The following is an 18,970-nucleotide window of genomic DNA, read 5'->3' as shown; positions in this document are numbered from 1 at the left end:
TCTATGCATCACACGCAGGTGCAGCCGCGGTGCGCCGTGGCTGGCGAGCGTGGGCGGTACGCGGGCTTTTCCAGCCCGCGATCACAGGTGCGATCGGATCGACGGAGGGGCAATGTTGAGCTGCAAGCAGGTGACGCGGTTAGCGTCAGAAAAACGGGACCGCTCCTTGAGCCTGCGCGAGCGCTTGTCGTTCCGGGTGCACTTGATGATGTGCGCGGCGTGCCGCCGTTTTGATGCGCAGATGCAGTTCATGCGCACGGCGATGTCGCGGTTCTCGCGTGGCGAGACGCCCGACCGGGAGGATCGCTGACTCAGGCCGTGAGCGCGTCGAAGGTTTCGCCTGCTCGGCGAATGGACGCGCGTTTGGGCGCGTTCTTGACGTGCAGGCGCCAGAAGTAGCCCAGCAGGTTGTCGCCGTAGGAAATCGCCTTGCGCGGCAGGGTGAGCGGGTCGTCGGCCACCGTCGCCGGTGCCCGGATGCAGGTGGTGGCGCTGAGGTAGCCGGCATCGGCCACGGCGTCCACCGCCCGGCGGTCGTGGCTGCCGAAGGGGTAGCAGAAGTGATTGACCGGCGCGCCCAGCACGTCTTCGAGCGTGGCCTTGGAGCGGGTGACTTCCTCGCGAATGCGCGGGGTTTCCTGCTCGGAGAGCTTGGCGTGCGTGGCGGTGTGCGAACCGAAGGTGACGCCCTCGCCGTGCAGCTGACGCACCCGCGCGGCGCTCATCAGCGGCGGGGTGTCACGGCCGTCGGCCGCAAACCAGCTGGATGGCTGGCCGAGCAGGTCGGAGATCAGATACACCAGCGCCGGAAAGCCGTGCTTTTGCAGCACCGGCCAGGCGTACTCATAAAAGTTCTCGTAGCCGTCATCGAAGGTCAGGGCCACGGCCTTGGGCGGCATCGGCTGCTCGCCGCGCAGACAGGTGAGCACCTGGTCCATCGACAGCACGGTGTAGCCGAAGCGCGCGAGGTAAGCCATCTGGCGGGCAAAGCGCTTGTGATGGCAGTAGGTCGAGCGATGCCCTTTCATGGGGGCGAAGTCGCCCACCTGGTGGTACATGAGAATGTTGATGCCGGTGGTCATGTCAGCGATTGTCCAGCAATTGGGCGTACAGCGCACGATATTGGTCGATCACGGCGGCCTCGCCAAACTCGGCCTCGATGCGCATTGTGCCGGCGCGGATCATGTCGCGCTGCAGCGCCTCGTTGGTGATGACTTCGCGCATGCCTGCCGCCAGGGCGGGGGCATCGTCGCAGGGTGACACCCAGGCATCCAGGCCGTGATGGGCGATCTCGCGCGCGCCGCGAAATGCGGTGCAGGCCAGCGGTTTGCCGTAGGCCCAGGCTTCGAGAATGACGTTGCCCAGGGTTTCGGCGTCGCGCGAGGGGAAGGCCACCATATCGGACAGATGGAACCACGGCGCCGGGTCGTGCTGCCAGCCGGCGAAATGCACCCGCTCGGCCACGCCGAGCTGGCGTGCTTGCGTCTCAAGCGCTTCGCGCAGCGGCCCGTCGCCGAGAATCGCCAGGCGCAGGCGCTTGCCGGCGAGTTCGGCGGGCAACTGGCTGAAGGCGTCGATCAGCGTGTCCTGGCCTTTGACGTCGATCAGTCGGCCGGCGGTGACGATCAGCCAGTCGTCGGCTTGCAAGGCGAGTTGCTGGCGCAGCGCGTGCTGCACCTCGGCGTCGAGCGGCTTGGCCGGGTCGGCGAAATTGGTGATGTGGTGCACCCGCTCGGCCGGCAGCCCGCCCTGGATCATCCAGTCGCACAGGCCCTTGGTGTTGCCGATCCAGGCGTGGGCGTGGCGGAAGGGGGTGAGCTTGTAGTAGCCGCCCAGACGCGACAGATGCACCTTGCCGCGACCGCGCTTGAGGTGGGTGAGGCGGGTGGCGCGGCCCATGTAGGTTTGTACGATGGGCGCGTCGCTCGCGGCGATCAGGCGCGAGAGTTCCCAGCGCGAGAGCGGGTCCCACACCGTGCGCATGGGCGACTCGCGCATGCTGACGCCGTCGAGATGGTGGCGGGCGAGGTCGGAGTCGCGACGCACGATGACTTCGACCGATTCGCCATGGCGGAGCATGGCGCGCACGAAGCGCACCAGCCAGCGCTCGGCGCCGCCCATCTCCTTGCTGCCGAGGATGTGGAGAGACTTCATCGGGCCAGCACCTTGTTGTAGATGGCGAGGTTTCCGGCGCACATGGTGTCGATCGAGAAGTCGTGCATCACCATCGTCCAGCCGGCATCGCCCATGCGTTTGCGCAGCTCGGCATCGCCGAGGAGCTGATTCATGGCGGCGGCCAGGGCGGCGACGTCGCCGACCTCGATCAGCACGCCGTTTTCGCCATCGATAACCGCCTCGGGCATGCCGCCGGCGCGGCTGGCGATGATCGGCACCCGCGCCGCCGAGGCCTGCAGCAGCGACACGCCGAGGCCTTCCATGTCGGCCGGGTGCACCAGCAGATCGAGGCAGCCGAGCTGAGCGGGCAGGTCGTCGGCAAAGCCCATCAGCGTGACCTGGCCGGCCAGCCCTTGATGGGCGATGGCCTGGCGCAACTCGGCTTCGAGCGGGCCGCGGCCGTAGATCAAGACCTGCACATTCGGGTGCTCGGCCAGCACGGCCGGCAGTGCGGCGAGCAGGTAGCGATGGCCCTTGCGCGGGATGAGCTGGGCGACCATGCCGACGATGGGCGTGTCGGCCTCAAAGCCGAGGTCGGCGCGAAAGGCGGTCTTGTCGTAGTCGTGCAGATAGGGGGTCGGGTCGACGGCGCTGCGCACGCAGCTGACGTTTTCGGGCGCCAAGCCCTCGGCCAGCAGCACCTGCCGGATGCCTTCGGAGATGGTGATCACATGGTCGAACAGGCGGTATTTGAGCGACACCGCCCAGCGCGCTTCGGGGTTGTCCACCCGGCGCGAGAGCACGCAGGGCACGCCGTCCAGTTTGGCTGCAAGGCCGCCCCAGATGTCGGCGCCGCGGCGGCTGTGGATGTGCACGATGTCAGGCTGGTGCGTGCGGATCGCCTGCTTGAGGCGCAGCACCATGCCGAGATCGGCATCGCCGCCCATGGGCATCTCGACCACCTCGGCAAAGGCGCGGGCCTCGGCGGCGATGTGCGCGCCGCTCGGGCAGGCCAGCACATTGCTCACCCCGCGCGTGGCCAAGCCTTGCATGATGTAGAGCACTTGTTTGGCGCCGCCGTAGAGGTGTCGGCCGGCTTCGATGTGCAGCACTTTCATCGGGAAAGCACCTCGCGGGCGACGGCCATGACCCGATCCGGCCGGATGTCACGCAGGCAGGTGAAGGCGCCATCGCAGGTGGGTCGGCGGCGGCAGGGTGAACATTCGAGCCCCAGCCAGATCACCTTGGCATTGGCGCGGCCGGTGTCGAGATAAGGGCGGGTCGAGCCGAACAGCGCCACGGTCGGCGTGCTGAAGGCGATGCCCATGTGGGTGAGGCCGGTATCGACGCCGACTAGCAGACCGGCGCGTTCGATGAGCGCGGCGGCGTCGGCCAGACCGGTTTGCCCGGCCAGCGACACCGCGCCGGGAATCGCGGCGGCCATGCGTTCGGCGGCCTCGCGCTCGGCCGGGCCGCCGAGGATCACCGGCGTGAGGCCGAGGCCGCCACGCACTTGCGGCCCGAGCGCCACCCAGGCGTCTTCGAACCAATGCTTTTGCGGACGCGTGGTGAAGGGCGCGAACACCGCATAGCCGCCGCGGGCGAGGCCACGCTCGGCAAGCAGGGCATCGACCCGCGTCGCGGTCTCGCTGGCCACGCACAGGCGCGGCAGAAACTCGCCGGTGTCGAGGCCGAGCTGCTGCGCGAGGTACAGATATTCGGAGCTGATCCGTCCGGCGTCGCCGCCCTTGGCGACCACCTCGGTCATCAGGTGCTGACTGCCTTCGCGTGAGCCCAAGCCGATGCGCCGCGGCGCGCCCGACAGCCAGGTCAGCACGCCACTCTTGAGCAGGCTCTGCATGTCGATGGCGGTGTCGAACTGGCGCGATTTCAGCTCACGCGAAAAGGCCCGCACCGCACTGAAGAAGGCGTCGAAACGCTTCGCCTGCCACAGCTTCTTCCACTCGCCCTTGGGCCACAGGATCAGCTCGTCGATGCACGGATCGGCTTCGAGCAGCGTGTGAATGCCCGGCTCGACCAGCCAGGCCACATGGGCATCTGGGTAAGTGGCCTTGAGCGCGGCGGCGAAGGGCGAGGCGAAGACCACGTCGCCAATGGCGGAGGCGCGGACGATGAGGATGCGTTTCATGTGCGCACCGCCGTGGATGAGCGCTGACCGAGCAGGCGCAGCGAGAGCAGCAGCAGGATCGAGAAGAAGCGCATGTCGGGGTGCGAGAGGCGATAGTCGAAGAAGGCCCACACGGCGGTGAAGGCGAGCACCGCCCACATTGCTGGCAGCAGCATCTGGCGCTGGCGATCGGTGCGGGCCGCGCGCACGGCGTCACGGATCAGCACCAGCGACAGCGCGATCCACAGCGCGGTGCCGATCAGGCCCTGACCCCACAGGGTCTGCAGGTAGCTGTTGTGCACCTGGTCGTAGCGCTCGCTTTCGTTGAGCGCGGCCACCGGGCGTACATCGCGGTCGATGATGTCCTTCACGTCGCCGAAGCCATGGCCGATCCAGGGCGCGTCGGGGAAGCGCTGCAGCACGTAACGCCACAGGCGCAGGCGGACGGTGACCGAGGCGGCGGGGGCCGCGTCCAGCCCCTCGGTGAGCACGGTTTCGATGGTGGCGCGTTCGGCCTCGATGCGTTGCTGTACGACATCGAGATTTCCGGCAAAGACGAGGCCGGCGAGCAGCGCGCCGATCAGGCCCAGCGCCACGCGCCGCTGCCCCGGACGCGTGCTGCGATTGCGCAAGCTGCGCCACACCGCGATGGTGACGGCGCCGGCGGCGACGATGGCCAGCGCCAGATAGGTGCTGCGGTTCTGGGCGGTCAGCAGCACCTCGAGATTGAGCGCGATCAGTGCGATGCCGGCGATTCGCGCGGGCCAGCGCAGGCCGCCGGCCACCGACCACCACAGTCGGACCGTCGCGATCAGCGCCACGGCAAAGGCGCCGGCATACAGGCCGACGCCCAGCGCGCGGTTCAGATGGAAGCCGAGCCGCTCGCCCGACCACAGCACGGCGAGGCCGCGCTGCCAGAGGAAGCTGATGACGCCGAGCGTAAAGCCGAGCATGGCCAGCATCCACAGCCGGCGCAGGCGTCGTACGGGGTCGTCGCAGGGCAGGATGGCCAGCAAGGCGAAGACCGGCACGAACAGCCAGTCGATGAAGACCTCTTTGGGCGTGAGCAGCCCCGGCTCGGCCAGGCCGCCCCAGCTTTGCAGTGCGTAGCGGGCGCATAGCCACAGGGCGACGAACGCGGCGAGTGCGCTGGCGGTATCCCAGGGAATACGGCGGCGCTGCCACAGGGCGAATGCGATGGCGGGCAGGCACAGGGCGATACCGATGTGGCCGGGCGCGGTCTTCCAGACGCTGGTCAGGGCGAACAGACCGAGGCCGAAGACGCCGATCCGGTGAAGCCAGTTCATGTGGACGCGTCCGTGTTGTGAACAAAGGCGAGCAGCTTGGCGGCACGGGCGTCCCAGCCGTAGTCGCGGGCGGTGATCCGGCCCGCTTCGGCCATGGCCAGTGCGGCAGCCGGATCGTTCTGGACCTGACGCATGGCGGCGATCCAGGCGGCGGGATCGCCGGCCGGCACGAGCAGGCCGTTTTCGCCATGGCGGATGACTTCGCGGATGGGCGCCAGATCGGAGGCAATCACCAGCCGGCCGGCGGCCATGGCTTCAAAGAGCTTGATCGGGCTGATCGTGGCTGCGTGGCGCAGATCGGCCTGGTAAGGCATCAGCGCGACAGCACCGCGGGCCAGCGCAGCCGGCACCTCGGCGTGCGGTACAGCATTTTCGACGCGAAGCGTGTCCTGCGGCTGGACGGGCTCGTGATCGCGCGGGCCGATCAGCGTGACCGCAAAGCCGGCGCTGGCGATGGCCTCGAACAGCGGCAGACCGCGATCGCGGCTGATGCGCCCGACGTAGAGCGCGTGCGGTTGCGCGAAATCCGCCTCGGTGGCGGTCGGCACGGCATTGAACGCGGCCAGGTCGACGCCGCTGGGCAGCACCGCAATGCGCGCGGCGTCGAAACCGGCCTCGACCAGCGCATCGCGTCCGGCGGCGGTGATCGCGGTGAGCCCGCGCAGCAGGCCATGCTGCTGCGCTTGCAGCAGGGGTGTCATCAGGCCGTCGGCGATCAGCGATTCGGTGTCATGCACTTCGAGAAAATGACGTAGCCCGCTGCGGGCGAGCAGCACGGAGAAGTCCGGCACGCGGGTATACACCGTCCGCGCTTCGCGCAACTCGCGACGGTGAGTCAGCACGAAGGGCCAGCCCTTCCATTTGCTGTGCAGGGTTAGTGCGCCGCGCAGGTCGATGGGGTGGCGAATGCCCATGCCGGCCAGAAACCCCGCGGTGTCGAAGCCGCGCGGCAGTGGCGGCACATACAGGCGCGCGTCGACACCGGCTTTGGCAATGGCCTCGACCGTGTGCAGGGTCTGGATCAGGTTGGCTCGGGGGCGCTGCGGGCGGCCGCGGGCGAGGTAGATGAAGTCCGGCATGACGCCCGGTGTGCAATGAAAGCGGCAAGTATATCGCGCTCTGGTGGCCTCAATGCCGGCCCGCCATGCTTCGGGGCTGGCGCCGGCCTCGGCTATACTCGCAGCCTTGTTCCGGAGCCCTGCATGCGTGTTGCCATTTTCATTCCTTCGTTCGGTGACGGCGGTGCCGAGCGGATGCTCGTGAATCTGGCGAGCGCGCTGAGCGCGCGCGGGGTGTCGGTGGATTTTCTGACCCGCAGCCGCGAGGCGCCGTATGTGGACAGCCTTGCGCCCGCCGTGCGATTGATCGAGACATCACGCGGCGGCGCGTTCGCGGAGCAGCTTCAGCTACGGCAATACCTGCGCGGCGAGCGGCCCGATGTGGTGCTGTGCGGTAAGGACCGCGCCGGGCTGTCGATGCAGCTCGCCCGTCGCCTGTCCGGCGTGCCGCTGCGCATCGTCATGCGGCCGGGCACCAGCTACAGCGCGCGTTTTGCCGAGCTGCGCCCCTTCAGCCGCTGGCGTGCCCGGGCGCGGGTGCGCCGGGTGTATCAGGGCGCCGACGCGGTGGTCGGCAATTCGGTCGAGGTGGTGGCCGATGTGGCGGCCGCTGCCGGTCTGCCGGCCGGACGCATGCACCTGATCCGCAATCCGGTAGTGACGCCGCAGCTGCTGTCGCAGGCCGGGGCGCCGCTCGATCATCCGTGGTTTGCGCCGGGGCAGCCGCCGGTCGTTCTCGGTGTGGGCCGGCTTGGGCAAGTCAAGGGCTTCGATGTGCTGCTCGATGCCTTTGCCCGTGTGCGTGCCGAGCGCTCGGTGCGGCTGATGATTCTGGGCGAGGGGCGTCTGCGCGGCGAGCTCGAAGCGCAAGCGTCGCGCCTTGGCGTGGCTGAGGATGTCGCCCTGCCGGGCTTCGACGCCAACCCCTATCGCTACCTGGCCCGCGCGGCCTTGTTCGTGCTCTCGTCACGGCGCGAAGGCTCACCCAACGCGCTCACCGAAGCGCTGGCGCTCGGTGTACCGGTGGTGGCGACCGACTGCCCGGCCGGGCCGCGCGAGGTGTTGCGCGGCGGCGAGGTCGCGCCGTTGGTGCCGGTGGATGACGCCGAGGCCATGGCGGCGGCGATGCTGGCGACGCTGGATGCGCCGGGCGATGCCGATCGCCGGCGTGAGGCGGTGCAAGAGTATTCGGCGGTCACCTGCGCCGAGCGCTATCACGCGTTGTTCGAATTACTGCTGGCCGAGGGGCGCGCATGAGCACCGATCTGGCCATCTTTGCCGCCACCTCCGGACACAGCGGCGTCGATCGCGTACTGCGCAATCTGGTGCCGGCGATCGCGCGTCTGGGCGTGACGGTGGATGTGCTCGGCATCGAGGGCCACGGCCCGCATTTCGAACAACTCCCCGAGGGCGCACGACACCTGCCGCTGGGCGCCCAGCATGTCAATTCGGCCATCCCGGCGCTGATCCGCTACCTGCGCCGCGAGCGTCCGCAGGCCATGCTCTCGGACAAGGACCGGGTCAATCGCGCAGCGCTGCTGGCGCGTGCCGTGGCGCGGGTGCCGACACGGGTTGGCTTGCGCCAGGGCACGACGGTGTCGGTCAATCTGGCCAGTCGCGGGGTGATGGATCGCTGGGTGCAGACGCTGTCGATGCGCTGGTGCTACCCGGCGGCCGACGCGCTGCTGGTGCCGTCGGCTGGCGCGGCCGACGACTTGGCCGCCTTCGCCCGACTGCCGCGCGAGCGTATTCATGTAGTGCCCAGCCCGATCCTTACCGATGCCTTGCTGGCGCGTGCCGCCGAACCGCTGGATCACCCGTGGTTTGCCAAGGGGCAGCTGCCGGTTGTTCTCGGCGTCGGCGAGCTGTCGGAGCGCAAGGACTTTGCCACGCTGCTGCGTGCGTTCGCGCAGGTCCGCGCGACGCGCCCCTGCCGCCTGGTGATTCTCGGCGAGGGGCGTCGCCGTGGTGAACTGGAGCGCCTCGCCGTCGAGCTGGGCGTGGCCGACGATGTGGCGCTGCCGGGCTTCACGGCCAATCCCTATCCGTACATGGCGCGCGCCGCGGTGTTTGCGCTGTGTTCGCGTTGGGAAGGCATGCCGGTGGTGCTGATCGAAGCGCTGGCGCTGGGCGCGCCTTCGGTGGCCTGCGACTGCCCGAGTGGTCCGCGCGAGGTGCTCGCCGGCGGCACGGTCGGCCCGCTGGTGCCGGTGGGCGACGTGGCGGCGCTGGCCGAGGGCCTGCGTCGCCAGCTCGCGCAACCCGTGCCGGCGGCGCAATCGCGCGCGGCGGTGGCGGGCTATTCTGATTCAGCGAGCGCACGCGCCTATCTGGCGGCGCTCGGTTTCAAGGCATTTCAATGACCCGGCTTGCGGTATTCATCTCTTTTTCCGGCGAGGGCGGCGTCGAGCGCATGGTGCTCAACCTGGTCGAAGGCTTCGCCGCGCGTGGCTTTGCGGTCGATCTGCTGGCCATCCGTGCCGACAGCGCGCACCTGGGCAGCCTGCCCGAGGGCGTGCGGCTGATTGATCTGGGTGTGCGCCACAGCGGCCTCGCCGTGTGGCCGTTGATGCGCTATCTGCGCCAGCATCGGCCGCAAGCCATGCTGGTGGCCAAGGATCGGGCGATCCGTGCCGCCGTACTGGCGCGGGCACTGGCACGCGTGCCGGTGCGCATCGTCGGGCGGTTGGGCACCAATCTGTCGGCCGCGCTGGAAGACCGCGCGGGCCTGTCGCGCTGGCTGCGGGTGGCGCCGATGCGCTGGTTTTATCCGGCCGTGGATCGCGTCGTGTGTGTGTCGCAAGGCGTGCTCGACGACACCGTGCGCCTGACCGGCCTGCCGGTGGGGCAGCTGCAGGTGATCCGCAACCCGGTGGTGACGCCGCGCCTGGTCGAGATGGCGGCTGAGTCGGTGCATCATCCGTGGGTGGTGGATCGTTCGGTGCCGCTGGTGCTGGCCGCCGGGCGGCTCACCGAGCAGAAAGATTTCCCGACCCTGGTGCGCGCCTTCGCCGTGCTGCGCCGCGCACAGCCGGCGCGGCTGGTGATTCTCGGCGACGGTCGCCAGCGCAAGAAGCTCGAAGCCTTGGCCGCCGAGCTCGGCGTGGCCGACGATATCGACCTGCCGGGCTTCACGCCCAACCCCTATGCGTGGATGGCCAAAGCCGATCTGTTTGTGCTCAGCTCCGCCTGGGAGGGCTCGCCCAATGTACTGACCGAGGCGCTGGCGCTGGGCGTGCCGAGCGTGGCGACGGACTGCCCGAGCGGTCCGCGCGAGGTGCTGGCGGGCGGGCGCTTTGGCGCGCTGGTGCCGGTCGGCGATGCGGCCGGGCTGGGGCAGGCGATGATCGAGACGCTGGCCGCACCGCTGCCGGCCGAGGTGCTCAAGTCGGCGGTGGCCGAGTATTCGCGCGAGGCCTCGGCGGGCGCGTATCTTGCCGCGCTGGGCCTGAATGCGGACGTGGGCGACAATAGCGACCGAGGAGAAACCTGAATGCTGCTGTCCCTGAAACACAATTTTCTGTTCGTGCACATCGCCAAGACCGGCGGCACTTCGGTGCGCGATTCGCTGCGGCCGTTGCGCCTGCGCGACCCGTGGTTCGTGGCGCAGTTTCTGTGCTCGCGCCTGTCGTCGCTGTCGGGGCACCGGCTGGGCATCAAGTTTCCACGCCACTCCAAGATCATCGCCGCCAAGGAAATGCTGCCGGCCGAGACCTTCGACAATCTGTTCAAGTTCGTCTTTGTGCGCAACCCGTGGGACCTGCAGGTCAGCTCCTTCCACCACATCCGGCGCGAGCGCCCGCACTTGATGGCGCATATCGAGACCTTCGACGAGTTCATCCGCTGGAAGCTCGACCCCGAACGCCCCTACCAGTTTCATGTGGACACCAGCATCGAGTTGCAGAGCGATTATGTGGTCGATCTGCACGGCAAGGTGCTGGTCGACTTCATGGGGCGTTACGAAAACCTGCACGACGATTTCGAAGAGGCCTGTCGCCGCATCGGCGTGCGCGCGCCCGAACTGCAGCACAAGCGCCAGGCCAAGGATCGTAAAAAGGACTACCGCAGCTATTACTCGGACGAAATTGCCGAGGCGGTGGCCAGGCACTTTGCGCGGGATATCGAGATTTTCGGGTATTCGTTCGACCCGGCGGCGTGACGGCGATGGGCGCGTGGCTGCAGGCGCATACCGGATTCATTTATCTGATGCTGTTGGTGGCCGGCGCGACGGGGGCTTTCCTGGCAACCCGGCTGAACGTGTCGATACGTGAGGCGGGAAGCGTTTTTGCCTATCTTCGCAAGAATCTCGGCAGCGCACGTGAGGCACAAGCGCTGTTTGCGTGCCTCATCGTGTTCCAGGTGGCTGTGATTGCGCTGTCGATCGCGCGATTCGCCGAGGCGTAGGGCGGGTTTCAACCCGCCAACAACCTGTATGCGAACACCGATGGCGGGTTGAAACCCGCCCTACGACGCCGGCGCGTCCTCGTCGACCACCACGCCTTCTCCGCTCGCCAGCAGCCGCGCATACGCGCCGCCGCTATTGGCGAGCTCGGCGTGTGTGCCTTGCTCGACGATGCGACCGTGTTCCATCACCACGATCAGGTCGGCGTCGCGGATGGTCGACAGGCGGTGGGCGACGACCAGCACGGTGCGGTTCTGGCGTAGCTCGGCGAGGGCGTCCTTGACGGCGCGTTCGGACTCGTTGTCGAGGGCCGAGGTGGCTTCATCGAGCAGCAGGATGGGCGCATTCTTGAGGAAGGCGCGGGCGATGGCGACGCGCTGGCGCTGGCCGCCGGAGAGCTGGCTGCCGTTGGCGCCGACGCGGGTGGCCAGGCCGTCGGGCAGCTTGGCGATGAATTCCATGGCGTGGGCATGGCGGGCGGCGGTTTCGATGTCTTCGGCGGTGATGTCCGGCCGGCCGTAGGCGATGTTGGCGGCGATGGTGTCGTCGAACAGCACCACTTGCTGGCCGACCCAGCCGATCTGCGCGCGCAGCGCTGCCAGCGGCAGCTCGGACAGCGGGGTGCCGTCGAGCAGGATGCGACCGCTGGCCGGGTCGAAGAAGCGCGCGATGAGCTGGATGATGGTGGTCTTGCCGCTGCCCGAGGCGCCGACCAGGGCGACGGTCTTGCCGGGCGGGATGTCGAGCGTGAAGTCGCTGACCGCCGCCTGGCTCTGGCCGGCGTAGCGGAAGCCAACCGATTCGAAGCGCAGTGCGCCGCGACCGCGTTCGACGGTGCCGACGGCGGTGTCCGGCTCGGCCGGGCTGTCGAGAAGTTCGAAGATGCTTTGCGCCCCGGCCAGACCTTTCTGGATGACGTTGTTCACATTGGTCAGCCGGCGGATGGGCTCGAAGAGCATGGCCATGGCGGCCACGAACGAAACGAAGGTGCCGGGCGTGAGCCGGTCTTCGGCCGACAGCGCAGAGGCGGCCCAGATGACCAGCGACACGGCGGTGGCGGCGACGATCTGCACGATGGGCACGTTGGCGGCCGAGACGCGCACGGTGCGCATGGTTTCTTTGCGCAGGCGCTCGGAGATTTCGGCGAAGCGGCTGTTTTCGTGATCGTGTGCGCCGAAGATCTTGATCTCGCGCACCCCGTTCAGGCTCTCTTCGACCGCGCCGGTCATGTGGCCGGTGGTGGCCTGCATGGCGCGGTTGCCGCCGCGCAGCTTGCGGCTGGCCTGACGGATGATGATCGCCATCACCGGCGCGACGATCAGCAGCAGCAGGGTCAGCTCCCAGGCGGTCCACACCAGGTAGCCGGTGAGGCCGATCACCACCAGGGTGTCGCGCACCACGATGATCCAGGCGTTGGACAGCGCGCTGCCCACCTGGGGGATGTCGTAGAGGATGCGCGAGAGCATGCGCCCCTGCGCTTCGGCCTGATGCGCCGACACCGGCAGATGCATCTGGTGGCGAAACACTTGCTGGCGCAGATCGGTGATGGCCTTGTTGGCCACCCACTGGCTGGAGACGCTCGACAGGTACTCGGCAATGCCCTTGCCCAGAAAGGCCAGCATCAGCAGCAGCGGCACCTTCCACTGCGCGCTCTCGCTCTTGCCTATCAGGCTCTCGTCGATCAGCGGCTTGAGCAGCGCCGGTAGCACCGGCTCCAGCGAGGCGGCGGCGATCATGGCGATCACCGACAGCGCCACCACCTTGCGGTAGGGCAGGATGCTGCCGAGCAGTCGGCGGTAGAGGGCGAGGCCTTCTTTCATTCGCGGTGTAACACCTTGTCTACGATCAGACTCGACCAGCCATCCGAGCGGAATTGCTGCTTGAGTGCCTCATCTTCGTACACCGTATCCACCCATGTCATGAAGTCGATCGGCGTCTTCTCGTTGTACGCCACATAGCTGGCGAGGAAGAAGTCCAGCACGCCGGTGCGCGCTTTGCGCGAGTGGCCGTAGCGCCAGTGCAGCTCGCTCATGGTGTCGGCCACCGGGTGACCCAGATGCAGGATGCGGTAGAGCGCGGCGGCGATGCCGGCCCGGTCGGCGCCGGACTTGCAGTGCATCAGCGCGGGGTACTCGATGGACGCGAACAGGTCTTTAAGCATGTGGATGCGCGCCCGGCTCGGTGCGCCACGCGAGAACATTTTGGCGTCGATGAAGGCAATGCCGAGCTCCTCGCAGACCTGGCGCTCCAGCGTGTAGGAGCCGAACTCGCTCTCGCCGCGCAGATTAAGGATGGTCCGCAGGCCATGCTTGCGATGGTAGCGACGGATCTGCGCCGGGCTGGGCTGGCTGCTGCGGAACATGCCGCCGCCCAGGTCGTGAAAGTTGTTGTAGATCGCACGGATAAAGCCGTGGTCGACCACATGCATGTCGAGCCAGGCGAGAAAACGACCAACCGGGGTGGAGATGTCTTTAGCCACTCAGTGCTCAAAAGGCGTTTGGCACGCGACAGCGCGCGTCGCGTGGCGCCGGCAATCGGCGCGGATCAGGGGCGGAGTATACCGGACGCCCCTAGCGGTTGAACCATTTGAGCGTCACGCCCCAGGCGTGGATGTCCAGCCGGGTGGCCTGGCCGCAGGCAAAATCGAGCCCCAGCCAGCGGTCGGGTGCCAGGCCCAGAAGCTGCCCGGCGATGACCCGCAACGGCCCGCCATGACCGACCACCACATGCGCGGCGGCGTCCGGGTCGAGCGCGGCTTCCATCCAGCTGCGCACGCGGGTGGCCATCTCTAGCGGGGTTTCGCCGCCGGGCGGGCGGAAGTTCATCGGGTCTTTTGACCAGTCGTCGATGGCGCTGCCGAGGGATTCGAATGTCTGCCCTTCCCACTGGCCGAAGCTGATCTCCTGCAGGCGGGCGTCCACCGCCGGTGTACCGAATTCGGTGGCGAGGCGGTGCGCGCGTTGCAGCGGGCTGCTGTGCAGAAGATAGTCGGTGGGCAGCAGCGGTTTGAGACGCTCGGCCACATCGGTGGCGGACTCCGCCAAGCCGACGTCGGTCTGGCCGTAGCACACGCCGGGCGGCACATCGGGCCGCGGGTGGCGGATCAGATAGAGTTCCATGCGATCAGGATTCCGAGGTAAGTGGCCAGCTCGCTGACTTGCTGGGCGGCGCCCAGACAGTCGCCGGTGTAGCCGCCGATGCGGCGCACGAACATGCGCGCCGCCCAGGTGGTGACGATGACGACCGCGACCACCGCGCCGAGTGCTTCAACGGGGCCGAGCAGCAGCAACGGCAGCAGCCCCCCGGCGCCGGCAATCGAAAGCTCCATGCGGCTCAACTGCTTGGCCAGCGGTTTGGACTTGCTGGTTTCGTCCTCGCGCACATAGCTCAGGGTGTGGATCAGGCTGGTCGAGGCGAGGCGCGAGAGGGTGTGGGCGACGATCATCGCCGTGATGGCGTTGGGGATGCCGTGGGCGGCAATCTCGACCAGCGCGGCGGCCTTGGCCAGCAGCATCAGCACCAAGCCCGTCGCGCCGTAGCTGCCGATGCGCGAGTCTTTCATGATCTCCAGCACCTGCAACTTCTCCCAACCGCCGCCGAGGCCGTCGCAGGCGTCGGCCCAGCCGTCTTCATGGAAGGCGCCGGTCAGGCGGATGGTGGCCGCCATCGACAGAATCACCGACAGGCTGGCCGGTAGCCACTGCCGCGCAAACCAGAACACCGCCGCGCCGGCGGCGCCGACGACGAGGCCGACCCACGGGAAGTAGCGCGCGGCATGGTTGAGCCGCTCGGGCGAGTAGGGCACCCAGCCCGGCACCGGGATGCGGGTGAAGAAGCCGAGCGCGGTGAAGAAGAGTTCGAGCTGGTAGCGCATGCGGTCAGCGTCTTCGAGTCATCAAGCGGCACCATGGCGATGAATCCGCCCGCGACAGGTCGCGAACGGCTCCGCGCATGCCCCACGGGCTGTCTGTGCAAAGACAGCCCTCCGCGAGCAGTTGTGAGCGTGGGGGGGGCAGTCTCATCACGCCTTTCCGCTGACGCCGGCGGATTCGAAACTGGCCATGTCATTGAGGAAATTGACCGCCGCCTGCAGCAGCGGCCAGGCCAGTGCGGCGCCGGTGCCTTCGCCCAGGCGCAGGCCGAGGTCGAGCAGCGGTGCGGCATTGAGGTGGCGTAGCTGGGCGATGTGGCCGGCTTCTTCGGAGCGGTGGGCAAACACGCAGTAGTCGGTGATGGCGGGGGCGATGGCCTGCGCCACGAGCAGGGCGGCGGTGACGATGAAACCGTCGATCACCAGCACCATGCGCTTTTCGGCGGCGCCGAGCATGGCGCCGACCATCATCGCGATTTCGAAGCCGCCGTATTCGGCGAGTAGCGCCAGCGGGTCGTCCGGCCGCCCGCCGCGGGCCAGCGCGGCGCCGAGCAGTGCCTGCTTGCGGTCGAGGCCGGCGTCGTCCAGCCCGGTGCCGCGGCCGACCACCTGCGGCAGTGGGACGCTGGTGATGCCATGGGTGATGAGCGAGGCCGAGGCGGTGTTGCCGATGCCCATTTCGCCAAAGCCGACGGCGTTGCAACCGCGCTCGGCGAGGCTGTGCGCCAGCTTGCGCCCGGACCGGATCGCCTTGTCGCACTGCGTCGGCGTCATGGCCGGCTGTTCGATGTAGTTGGCGGTGCCGGCGGCGATCTTGCCGTTGATCAGCCCCTCGCGCGGGCCGAAGTCATGCGCTACGCCAGCGTCCACAATCCGCAGGCCGAGGCGCATCTGGCGCGCAAACACGTTGATGGCTGCGCCCCCGGCGAGGAAGTTCTCGACCATCTGCCAGGTGACATCCTGCGGATAGGCCGACACGCCGGCCTTGGCAGCGCCGTGGTCGCCGGCAAACACCAGCACGTGCGGTTGGGTCAGTGACGGCGTCAGCGTCTGTTGGATGCGCCCGATCTGCATGGCCAGCAACTCCAGCCGGCCGAGTGCGCCGAGGGGTTTGGTTTTGCCATCGACCTTGGCTTGCAGGGCGTCAACCAAGGCGGTGTCGAGTGGGGCGATGTCGTAGGACATGGGAGAAAAATCCGTCAAAAGTCGGGCGGATGGTAGCACGCAGCCCGGCTCAGGCTGGGGGCGCCTTGAGCGTCAGCGGCAGGCCGGCGGCGACGAAAGTGACGCGGTCGCACACGGCGGCGACCGACTGGTTGAGCCGGCCCGCTTCGTCGCGAAACAGCCGCCCCAGCGGTGAGTCGGGCACCAGACCGAGGCCGACCTCGTTGGCCACCAGGATCGTCAGGCCGGGTAGCTCGGGCAGGCAGGCGAGCAGCGCGGCGTGTTCTCGCTGCCAGCCGGGCAGGGCGTCGGCCACATGCGGTGCACGCAGCTCGGCCCCGTCGTGCATCAGCAGGTTCGACAGCCACAGGGTGAGGCAATCGACGATCACGCAGCCATCGGCGTGCGCGGCGGCTTGCAGTGTGTCGGCCAGCGCGGTGGGCGCTTCGATGGTGTGCCAGTGCTCGGGCCGGTCGGCGCGGTGGCGGGCAATGCGCGCGGCCATCTCGGCGTCGCCGGCTTCGGCGGTGGCGATGACGGTGACGGTGACCGGGCCGCCGTGGTCCAGCGCGCGTTGTTCGGCGAGCCGGCTCTTGCCGGAGCGGGCGCCGCCTAGGATGAGTTCGGTGGGCATGGAATGGTGCGTCGCACAAGCCGTGGTAAGCAGTGTATTATTGCCGACTGCTCGCGATTGCGGGCAAACGCATGTTTCAGGTGCCTGCGAATGCATCCATTCGCGGGATAAACGGGAAACAGGTGCGCGACGATATCAAACGCTCCTCTGGAGCGGTCGCAAGGCCTGTGCTGCCCCCGCAACGGTAAGTGGTGACAAGGCGCATCCAACCGCCACTGGATCTTCGGATCTGGGAAGGCGATGCCCCCGGCGCAATCAGCGCGCCAACCATGAGCCCGGATACCGGCCCGGAACTGCACAAGCGGAAGTGCCGCGGGGGGCGGTCACGGGTGCGTCACGCCTGTCTCACTCTCTTCGGTACGCCATTTTCTTTGCGTTGGCATGTTTGGACGGGGTCGTCCGGTGTGCCTGGGAGTGTTCTCGTGCGACTTCGTTTGTCTACCGCCGCACTGGCGGTGTCCTGTGCTTTTCCTTTGGTTTCGATGGCGGCCGATTCGGTCGGCGATACGGTGGTGGTGACCGCGACGCGCACGGCGCGCACGGTCGATGAGTCGCTGGCCGCAGTGACGGTGATTACGCAGGCCGATATCGAGCGCCTGCAGGCGCGCTCGGTGCCCGATCTGCTGCGCGGTCAGGTTGGCATTTCACTCACCAACAACGGCGGTCGTGGCAAGCAGACCTCGGTCTTCATGCGCGGCACCGAGTCAGACCATCTGGTGGTGCTCATCGATGGCATCAAGGTCGGTTCGGCAACTTCCGGTTCCGCGGCCTTCCAGGACATGCCGGTCGATATGATCGAGCGCATCGAAATTGTCCGCGGCCCGCGCTCCAGCCTGTATGGCTCGGAAGCCATTGGTGGTGTGATCCAGATTTTCACCAAGCGTGGCGGCGGTGAGTTCCGCCCCAGCGGCAGCATTGGCTTTGGCAGCAAGGGCGCGCGCAAGGCGAGCATCGGCCTGGATGGCGGTGGCGAGCAGGGTTGGGTGAGTCTGAATTTGTCCCATGACGCGACTGATGGTTTCGATTCATGCCGGGCAGAGGCGGACGGTTTTGGTGGTTGCTTCAACAACGAACCGGATCGCGACGGCTATCAGAATCTGTCCGGTTCGGTGCGCGCCGGCTACCGCTTTACGGGCGGGGCCGAGGTCAATGTGAACTGGATGCGTACCCAGGCCAAGTCCGACTTCGACGGTTCATTCCAGAACGAAAGCGATACGGTGCAGGAAGTGTTTGGCGGCCGTTTCTCGTTCTCGCCGGTCGCGGCCTGGAAGATGTCTTTCAGCGCCGGGGTGAGCACGGACGACTCGAACAACTACAAGGACGACCTGTTCAAGAGCAGCTTCGACACCGAGCGCACCACGCTGTCGTGGCAAAACGATATCGCGCTGGGCGCCAACACGATGCTGACCCTCGGTCTGGATCACCAGGACGACGAGATCACCAGCACCACGGCCTACCCGGAAACCACGCGCACCAACGACGGCGTGTTTGCGCTGTATCAGGGCGCGCTGGGCCAGCATGACTATCAGGTCAGCCTGCGCAGCGACGACGACGAGCGCTATGGCCGTCACAACACTGGCGCCATCGCCTGGGGCTACACCGTGTCCGACGCGCTGCGCCTGACCGCGAGTTATGGCACGGCCTACAAAGCACCGACCTTCAACGAGCTGTACTTCCCGTTCTACGGCAATACCGATCTGGAGCCCGAGCGTTCGCGTACCGTGGAGTTCGGTCTGTCGGGTCGGGGCGGCTGGGGCTACTGGTCGGCCAATGTGTTTCAGACGCATGTGGAAGATCTGATTGGCTACGACGCCAGCATTTTCCTGGCTAACAACATCAGCCAGGCCCGGATTCGCGGCATCGAGGGCGTGATCGGCGCGCGTCTGGCCCAGTGGGACTTGCGCACCAGCGTGACCCTGCTCGACCCACGTGATCAGTCGGGCGGCAAGAACGACGGCAACCTGTTGCCGCGTCGCGCCAAGCAGACCTTGCGTGTCGATGCCGACCGCGACTACGGCAAGTTCAGCGTCGGTGCCTCGCTGCTGGCGGCCAGCCACCGCTACGACGAGGTGGCCAACACCAATCGTCTGGGCGGCTATGGCGTGGTCGACCTGCGCGCCGAATACAAGCTGACCTCGGATTGGCGTCTGCAGGGCACGATCGGCAACGCGTTCGACCACGAATACGAAACCGCGCGCTTCTACAATCAGGAAGGTCGCAGCGTGTTCGTGACCCTGAAGTACCAACCCAAGCGTTGATGCGCACCAAGGCGCTGCCGATCTCGTCGGGCA

The 18,970-nt window shown here is 67.5% G+C and carries 19 protein-coding genes and 1 riboswitch; of the genes, 7 read left to right on the top strand and 12 right to left on the bottom strand.

Annotated features, from left to right (window positions below; genetic code table 11):
* Positions 1-112 precede the first annotated feature (112 nt).
* Positions 113-310, top strand: coding sequence for a zf-HC2 domain-containing protein (locus tag FHP89_RS06515; protein WP_144175118.1), 198 nt, complete (start codon positions 113-115; stop codon positions 308-310).
* Between the two features lies 1 nt (position 311).
* Here the strand turns inward: FHP89_RS06515 and FHP89_RS06510 are convergent, their stop codons facing one another.
* The 6 genes from FHP89_RS06510 to FHP89_RS06485 are packed head-to-tail and all read right to left on the bottom strand — an operon-like array spanning position 312 to position 6,629.
* The gene (locus FHP89_RS06510; protein ID WP_144175120.1) at positions 312-1,082 is read right to left on the bottom strand and encodes a polysaccharide deacetylase family protein; all 771 of its coding nucleotides are present in this window, start codon (positions 1,080-1,082) and stop codon (positions 312-314) included.
* Between the two features lies 1 nt (position 1,083).
* Positions 1,084-2,154 carry a glycosyltransferase gene (locus FHP89_RS06505; protein WP_144175123.1) on the bottom strand — a complete coding sequence of 357 codons (1,071 nt, stop codon included), beginning with the start codon at positions 2,152-2,154 and terminating at the stop codon, positions 1,084-1,086.
* Positions 2,151-3,233 carry a glycosyltransferase gene (locus FHP89_RS06500; RefSeq protein ID WP_144175125.1) on the bottom strand — a complete coding sequence of 361 codons (1,083 nt, stop codon included), beginning with the start codon at positions 3,231-3,233 and terminating at the stop codon, positions 2,151-2,153. Before FHP89_RS06500 ends, FHP89_RS06505 begins: the two co-directional genes overlap by 4 nt.
* Positions 3,230-4,264, bottom strand: a complete 1,035-nt coding sequence (locus tag FHP89_RS06495) for a glycosyltransferase family 9 protein (protein WP_144175127.1) — start codon at positions 4,262-4,264, stop codon at positions 3,230-3,232. The genes FHP89_RS06500 and FHP89_RS06495 overlap by 4 nt, the downstream gene beginning before the upstream one ends.
* The gene (locus FHP89_RS06490) at positions 4,261-5,550 is read right to left on the bottom strand and encodes an O-antigen ligase family protein (RefSeq protein ID WP_144175129.1); all 1,290 of its coding nucleotides are present in this window, start codon (positions 5,548-5,550) and stop codon (positions 4,261-4,263) included. Before FHP89_RS06490 ends, FHP89_RS06495 begins: the two co-directional genes overlap by 4 nt.
* Positions 5,547-6,629, bottom strand: a complete 1,083-nt coding sequence (locus FHP89_RS06485) for a glycosyltransferase family 4 protein (RefSeq protein WP_144175131.1) — start codon at positions 6,627-6,629, stop codon at positions 5,547-5,549. The genes FHP89_RS06490 and FHP89_RS06485 overlap by 4 nt, the downstream gene beginning before the upstream one ends.
* A gap of 123 nt (positions 6,630-6,752) precedes the next feature.
* On the opposite strand from FHP89_RS06485, the gene FHP89_RS06480 reads away from it, so the two are divergent.
* The 5 genes from FHP89_RS06480 to FHP89_RS06460 are packed head-to-tail and all read left to right on the top strand — an operon-like array spanning position 6,753 to position 11,012.
* On the top strand, positions 6,753-7,865 hold the full coding sequence (locus tag FHP89_RS06480) for a glycosyltransferase (RefSeq protein ID WP_144175134.1): 1,113 nt from the start codon (positions 6,753-6,755) through the stop codon (positions 7,863-7,865).
* Positions 7,862-8,971 carry a glycosyltransferase gene (locus FHP89_RS06475; RefSeq protein WP_144175136.1) on the top strand — a complete coding sequence of 370 codons (1,110 nt, stop codon included), beginning with the start codon at positions 7,862-7,864 and terminating at the stop codon, positions 8,969-8,971. The genes FHP89_RS06480 and FHP89_RS06475 overlap by 4 nt, the downstream gene beginning before the upstream one ends.
* A complete protein-coding gene (locus tag FHP89_RS06470; protein WP_144175138.1) occupies positions 8,968-10,101 on the top strand; it encodes a glycosyltransferase in 1,134 nt (377 codons plus the stop codon). Before FHP89_RS06475 ends, FHP89_RS06470 begins: the two co-directional genes overlap by 4 nt.
* Positions 10,102-10,767 (top strand): sulfotransferase family 2 domain-containing protein, encoded by a 666-nt coding sequence (locus FHP89_RS06465; RefSeq protein WP_144175140.1) that lies wholly within the window; start codon positions 10,102-10,104, stop codon positions 10,765-10,767.
* A gap of 5 nt (positions 10,768-10,772) precedes the next feature.
* The gene (locus tag FHP89_RS06460) at positions 10,773-11,012 is read left to right on the top strand and encodes a hypothetical protein (protein ID WP_144175142.1); all 240 of its coding nucleotides are present in this window, start codon (positions 10,773-10,775) and stop codon (positions 11,010-11,012) included.
* A gap of 60 nt (positions 11,013-11,072) precedes the next feature.
* Here FHP89_RS06460 and msbA read toward each other — a convergent pair whose 3' ends face one another.
* From msbA to cobU, 6 genes are all read right to left on the bottom strand, one after another.
* Entirely contained in the window at positions 11,073-12,830 is a 1,758-nt protein-coding gene (msbA, locus tag FHP89_RS06455) for a lipid A export permease/ATP-binding protein MsbA (protein ID WP_144175144.1), read from the bottom strand.
* Entirely contained in the window at positions 12,827-13,489 is a 663-nt protein-coding gene (locus tag FHP89_RS06450; RefSeq protein ID WP_260851504.1) for a tyrosine-protein phosphatase, read from the bottom strand. The genes msbA and FHP89_RS06450 overlap by 4 nt, the downstream gene beginning before the upstream one ends.
* Positions 13,490-13,580: 91 nt before the next feature.
* Positions 13,581-14,129, bottom strand: a complete 549-nt coding sequence (gene cobC / locus FHP89_RS06445; protein ID WP_144175146.1) for an alpha-ribazole phosphatase family protein — start codon at positions 14,127-14,129, stop codon at positions 13,581-13,583.
* Entirely contained in the window at positions 14,114-14,884 is a 771-nt protein-coding gene (locus FHP89_RS06440; protein ID WP_144175148.1) for an adenosylcobinamide-GDP ribazoletransferase, read from the bottom strand. The genes cobC and FHP89_RS06440 overlap by 16 nt, the downstream gene beginning before the upstream one ends.
* 147 nt (positions 14,885-15,031) lie before the next feature.
* Positions 15,032-16,066, bottom strand: a complete 1,035-nt coding sequence (cobT, locus tag FHP89_RS06435) for a nicotinate-nucleotide--dimethylbenzimidazole phosphoribosyltransferase (protein WP_144175151.1) — start codon at positions 16,064-16,066, stop codon at positions 15,032-15,034.
* 49 nt (positions 16,067-16,115) lie between these two features.
* On the bottom strand, positions 16,116-16,679 hold the full coding sequence (gene cobU / locus FHP89_RS06430; RefSeq protein ID WP_144175153.1) for a bifunctional adenosylcobinamide kinase/adenosylcobinamide-phosphate guanylyltransferase: 564 nt from the start codon (positions 16,677-16,679) through the stop codon (positions 16,116-16,118).
* Positions 16,680-16,740: 61 nt separating this feature from the next.
* A riboswitch (cobalamin riboswitch) is annotated at positions 16,741-16,984 on the top strand.
* Positions 16,985-17,101: 117 nt separating this feature from the next.
* Between cobU and btuB the strand changes: the two genes are divergently transcribed.
* Positions 17,102-18,937: a TonB-dependent vitamin B12 receptor gene (btuB, locus tag FHP89_RS06425; protein ID WP_222105327.1), complete on the top strand. Its 1,836-nt coding sequence runs from the start codon at positions 17,102-17,104 to the stop codon at positions 18,935-18,937.
* Positions 18,938-18,970: the final 33 nt, after the last annotated feature.

It is taken from the genome of Denitromonas ohlonensis (genome assembly GCF_007625205.1).
In the GTDB taxonomy this organism is placed as follows: domain Bacteria; phylum Pseudomonadota; class Gammaproteobacteria; order Burkholderiales; family Rhodocyclaceae; genus Nitrogeniibacter; species Nitrogeniibacter ohlonensis.
The sequence above is the reverse complement of the archived record's forward strand: the minus strand, read 5'-3'. Positions and strand labels throughout refer to the sequence as shown.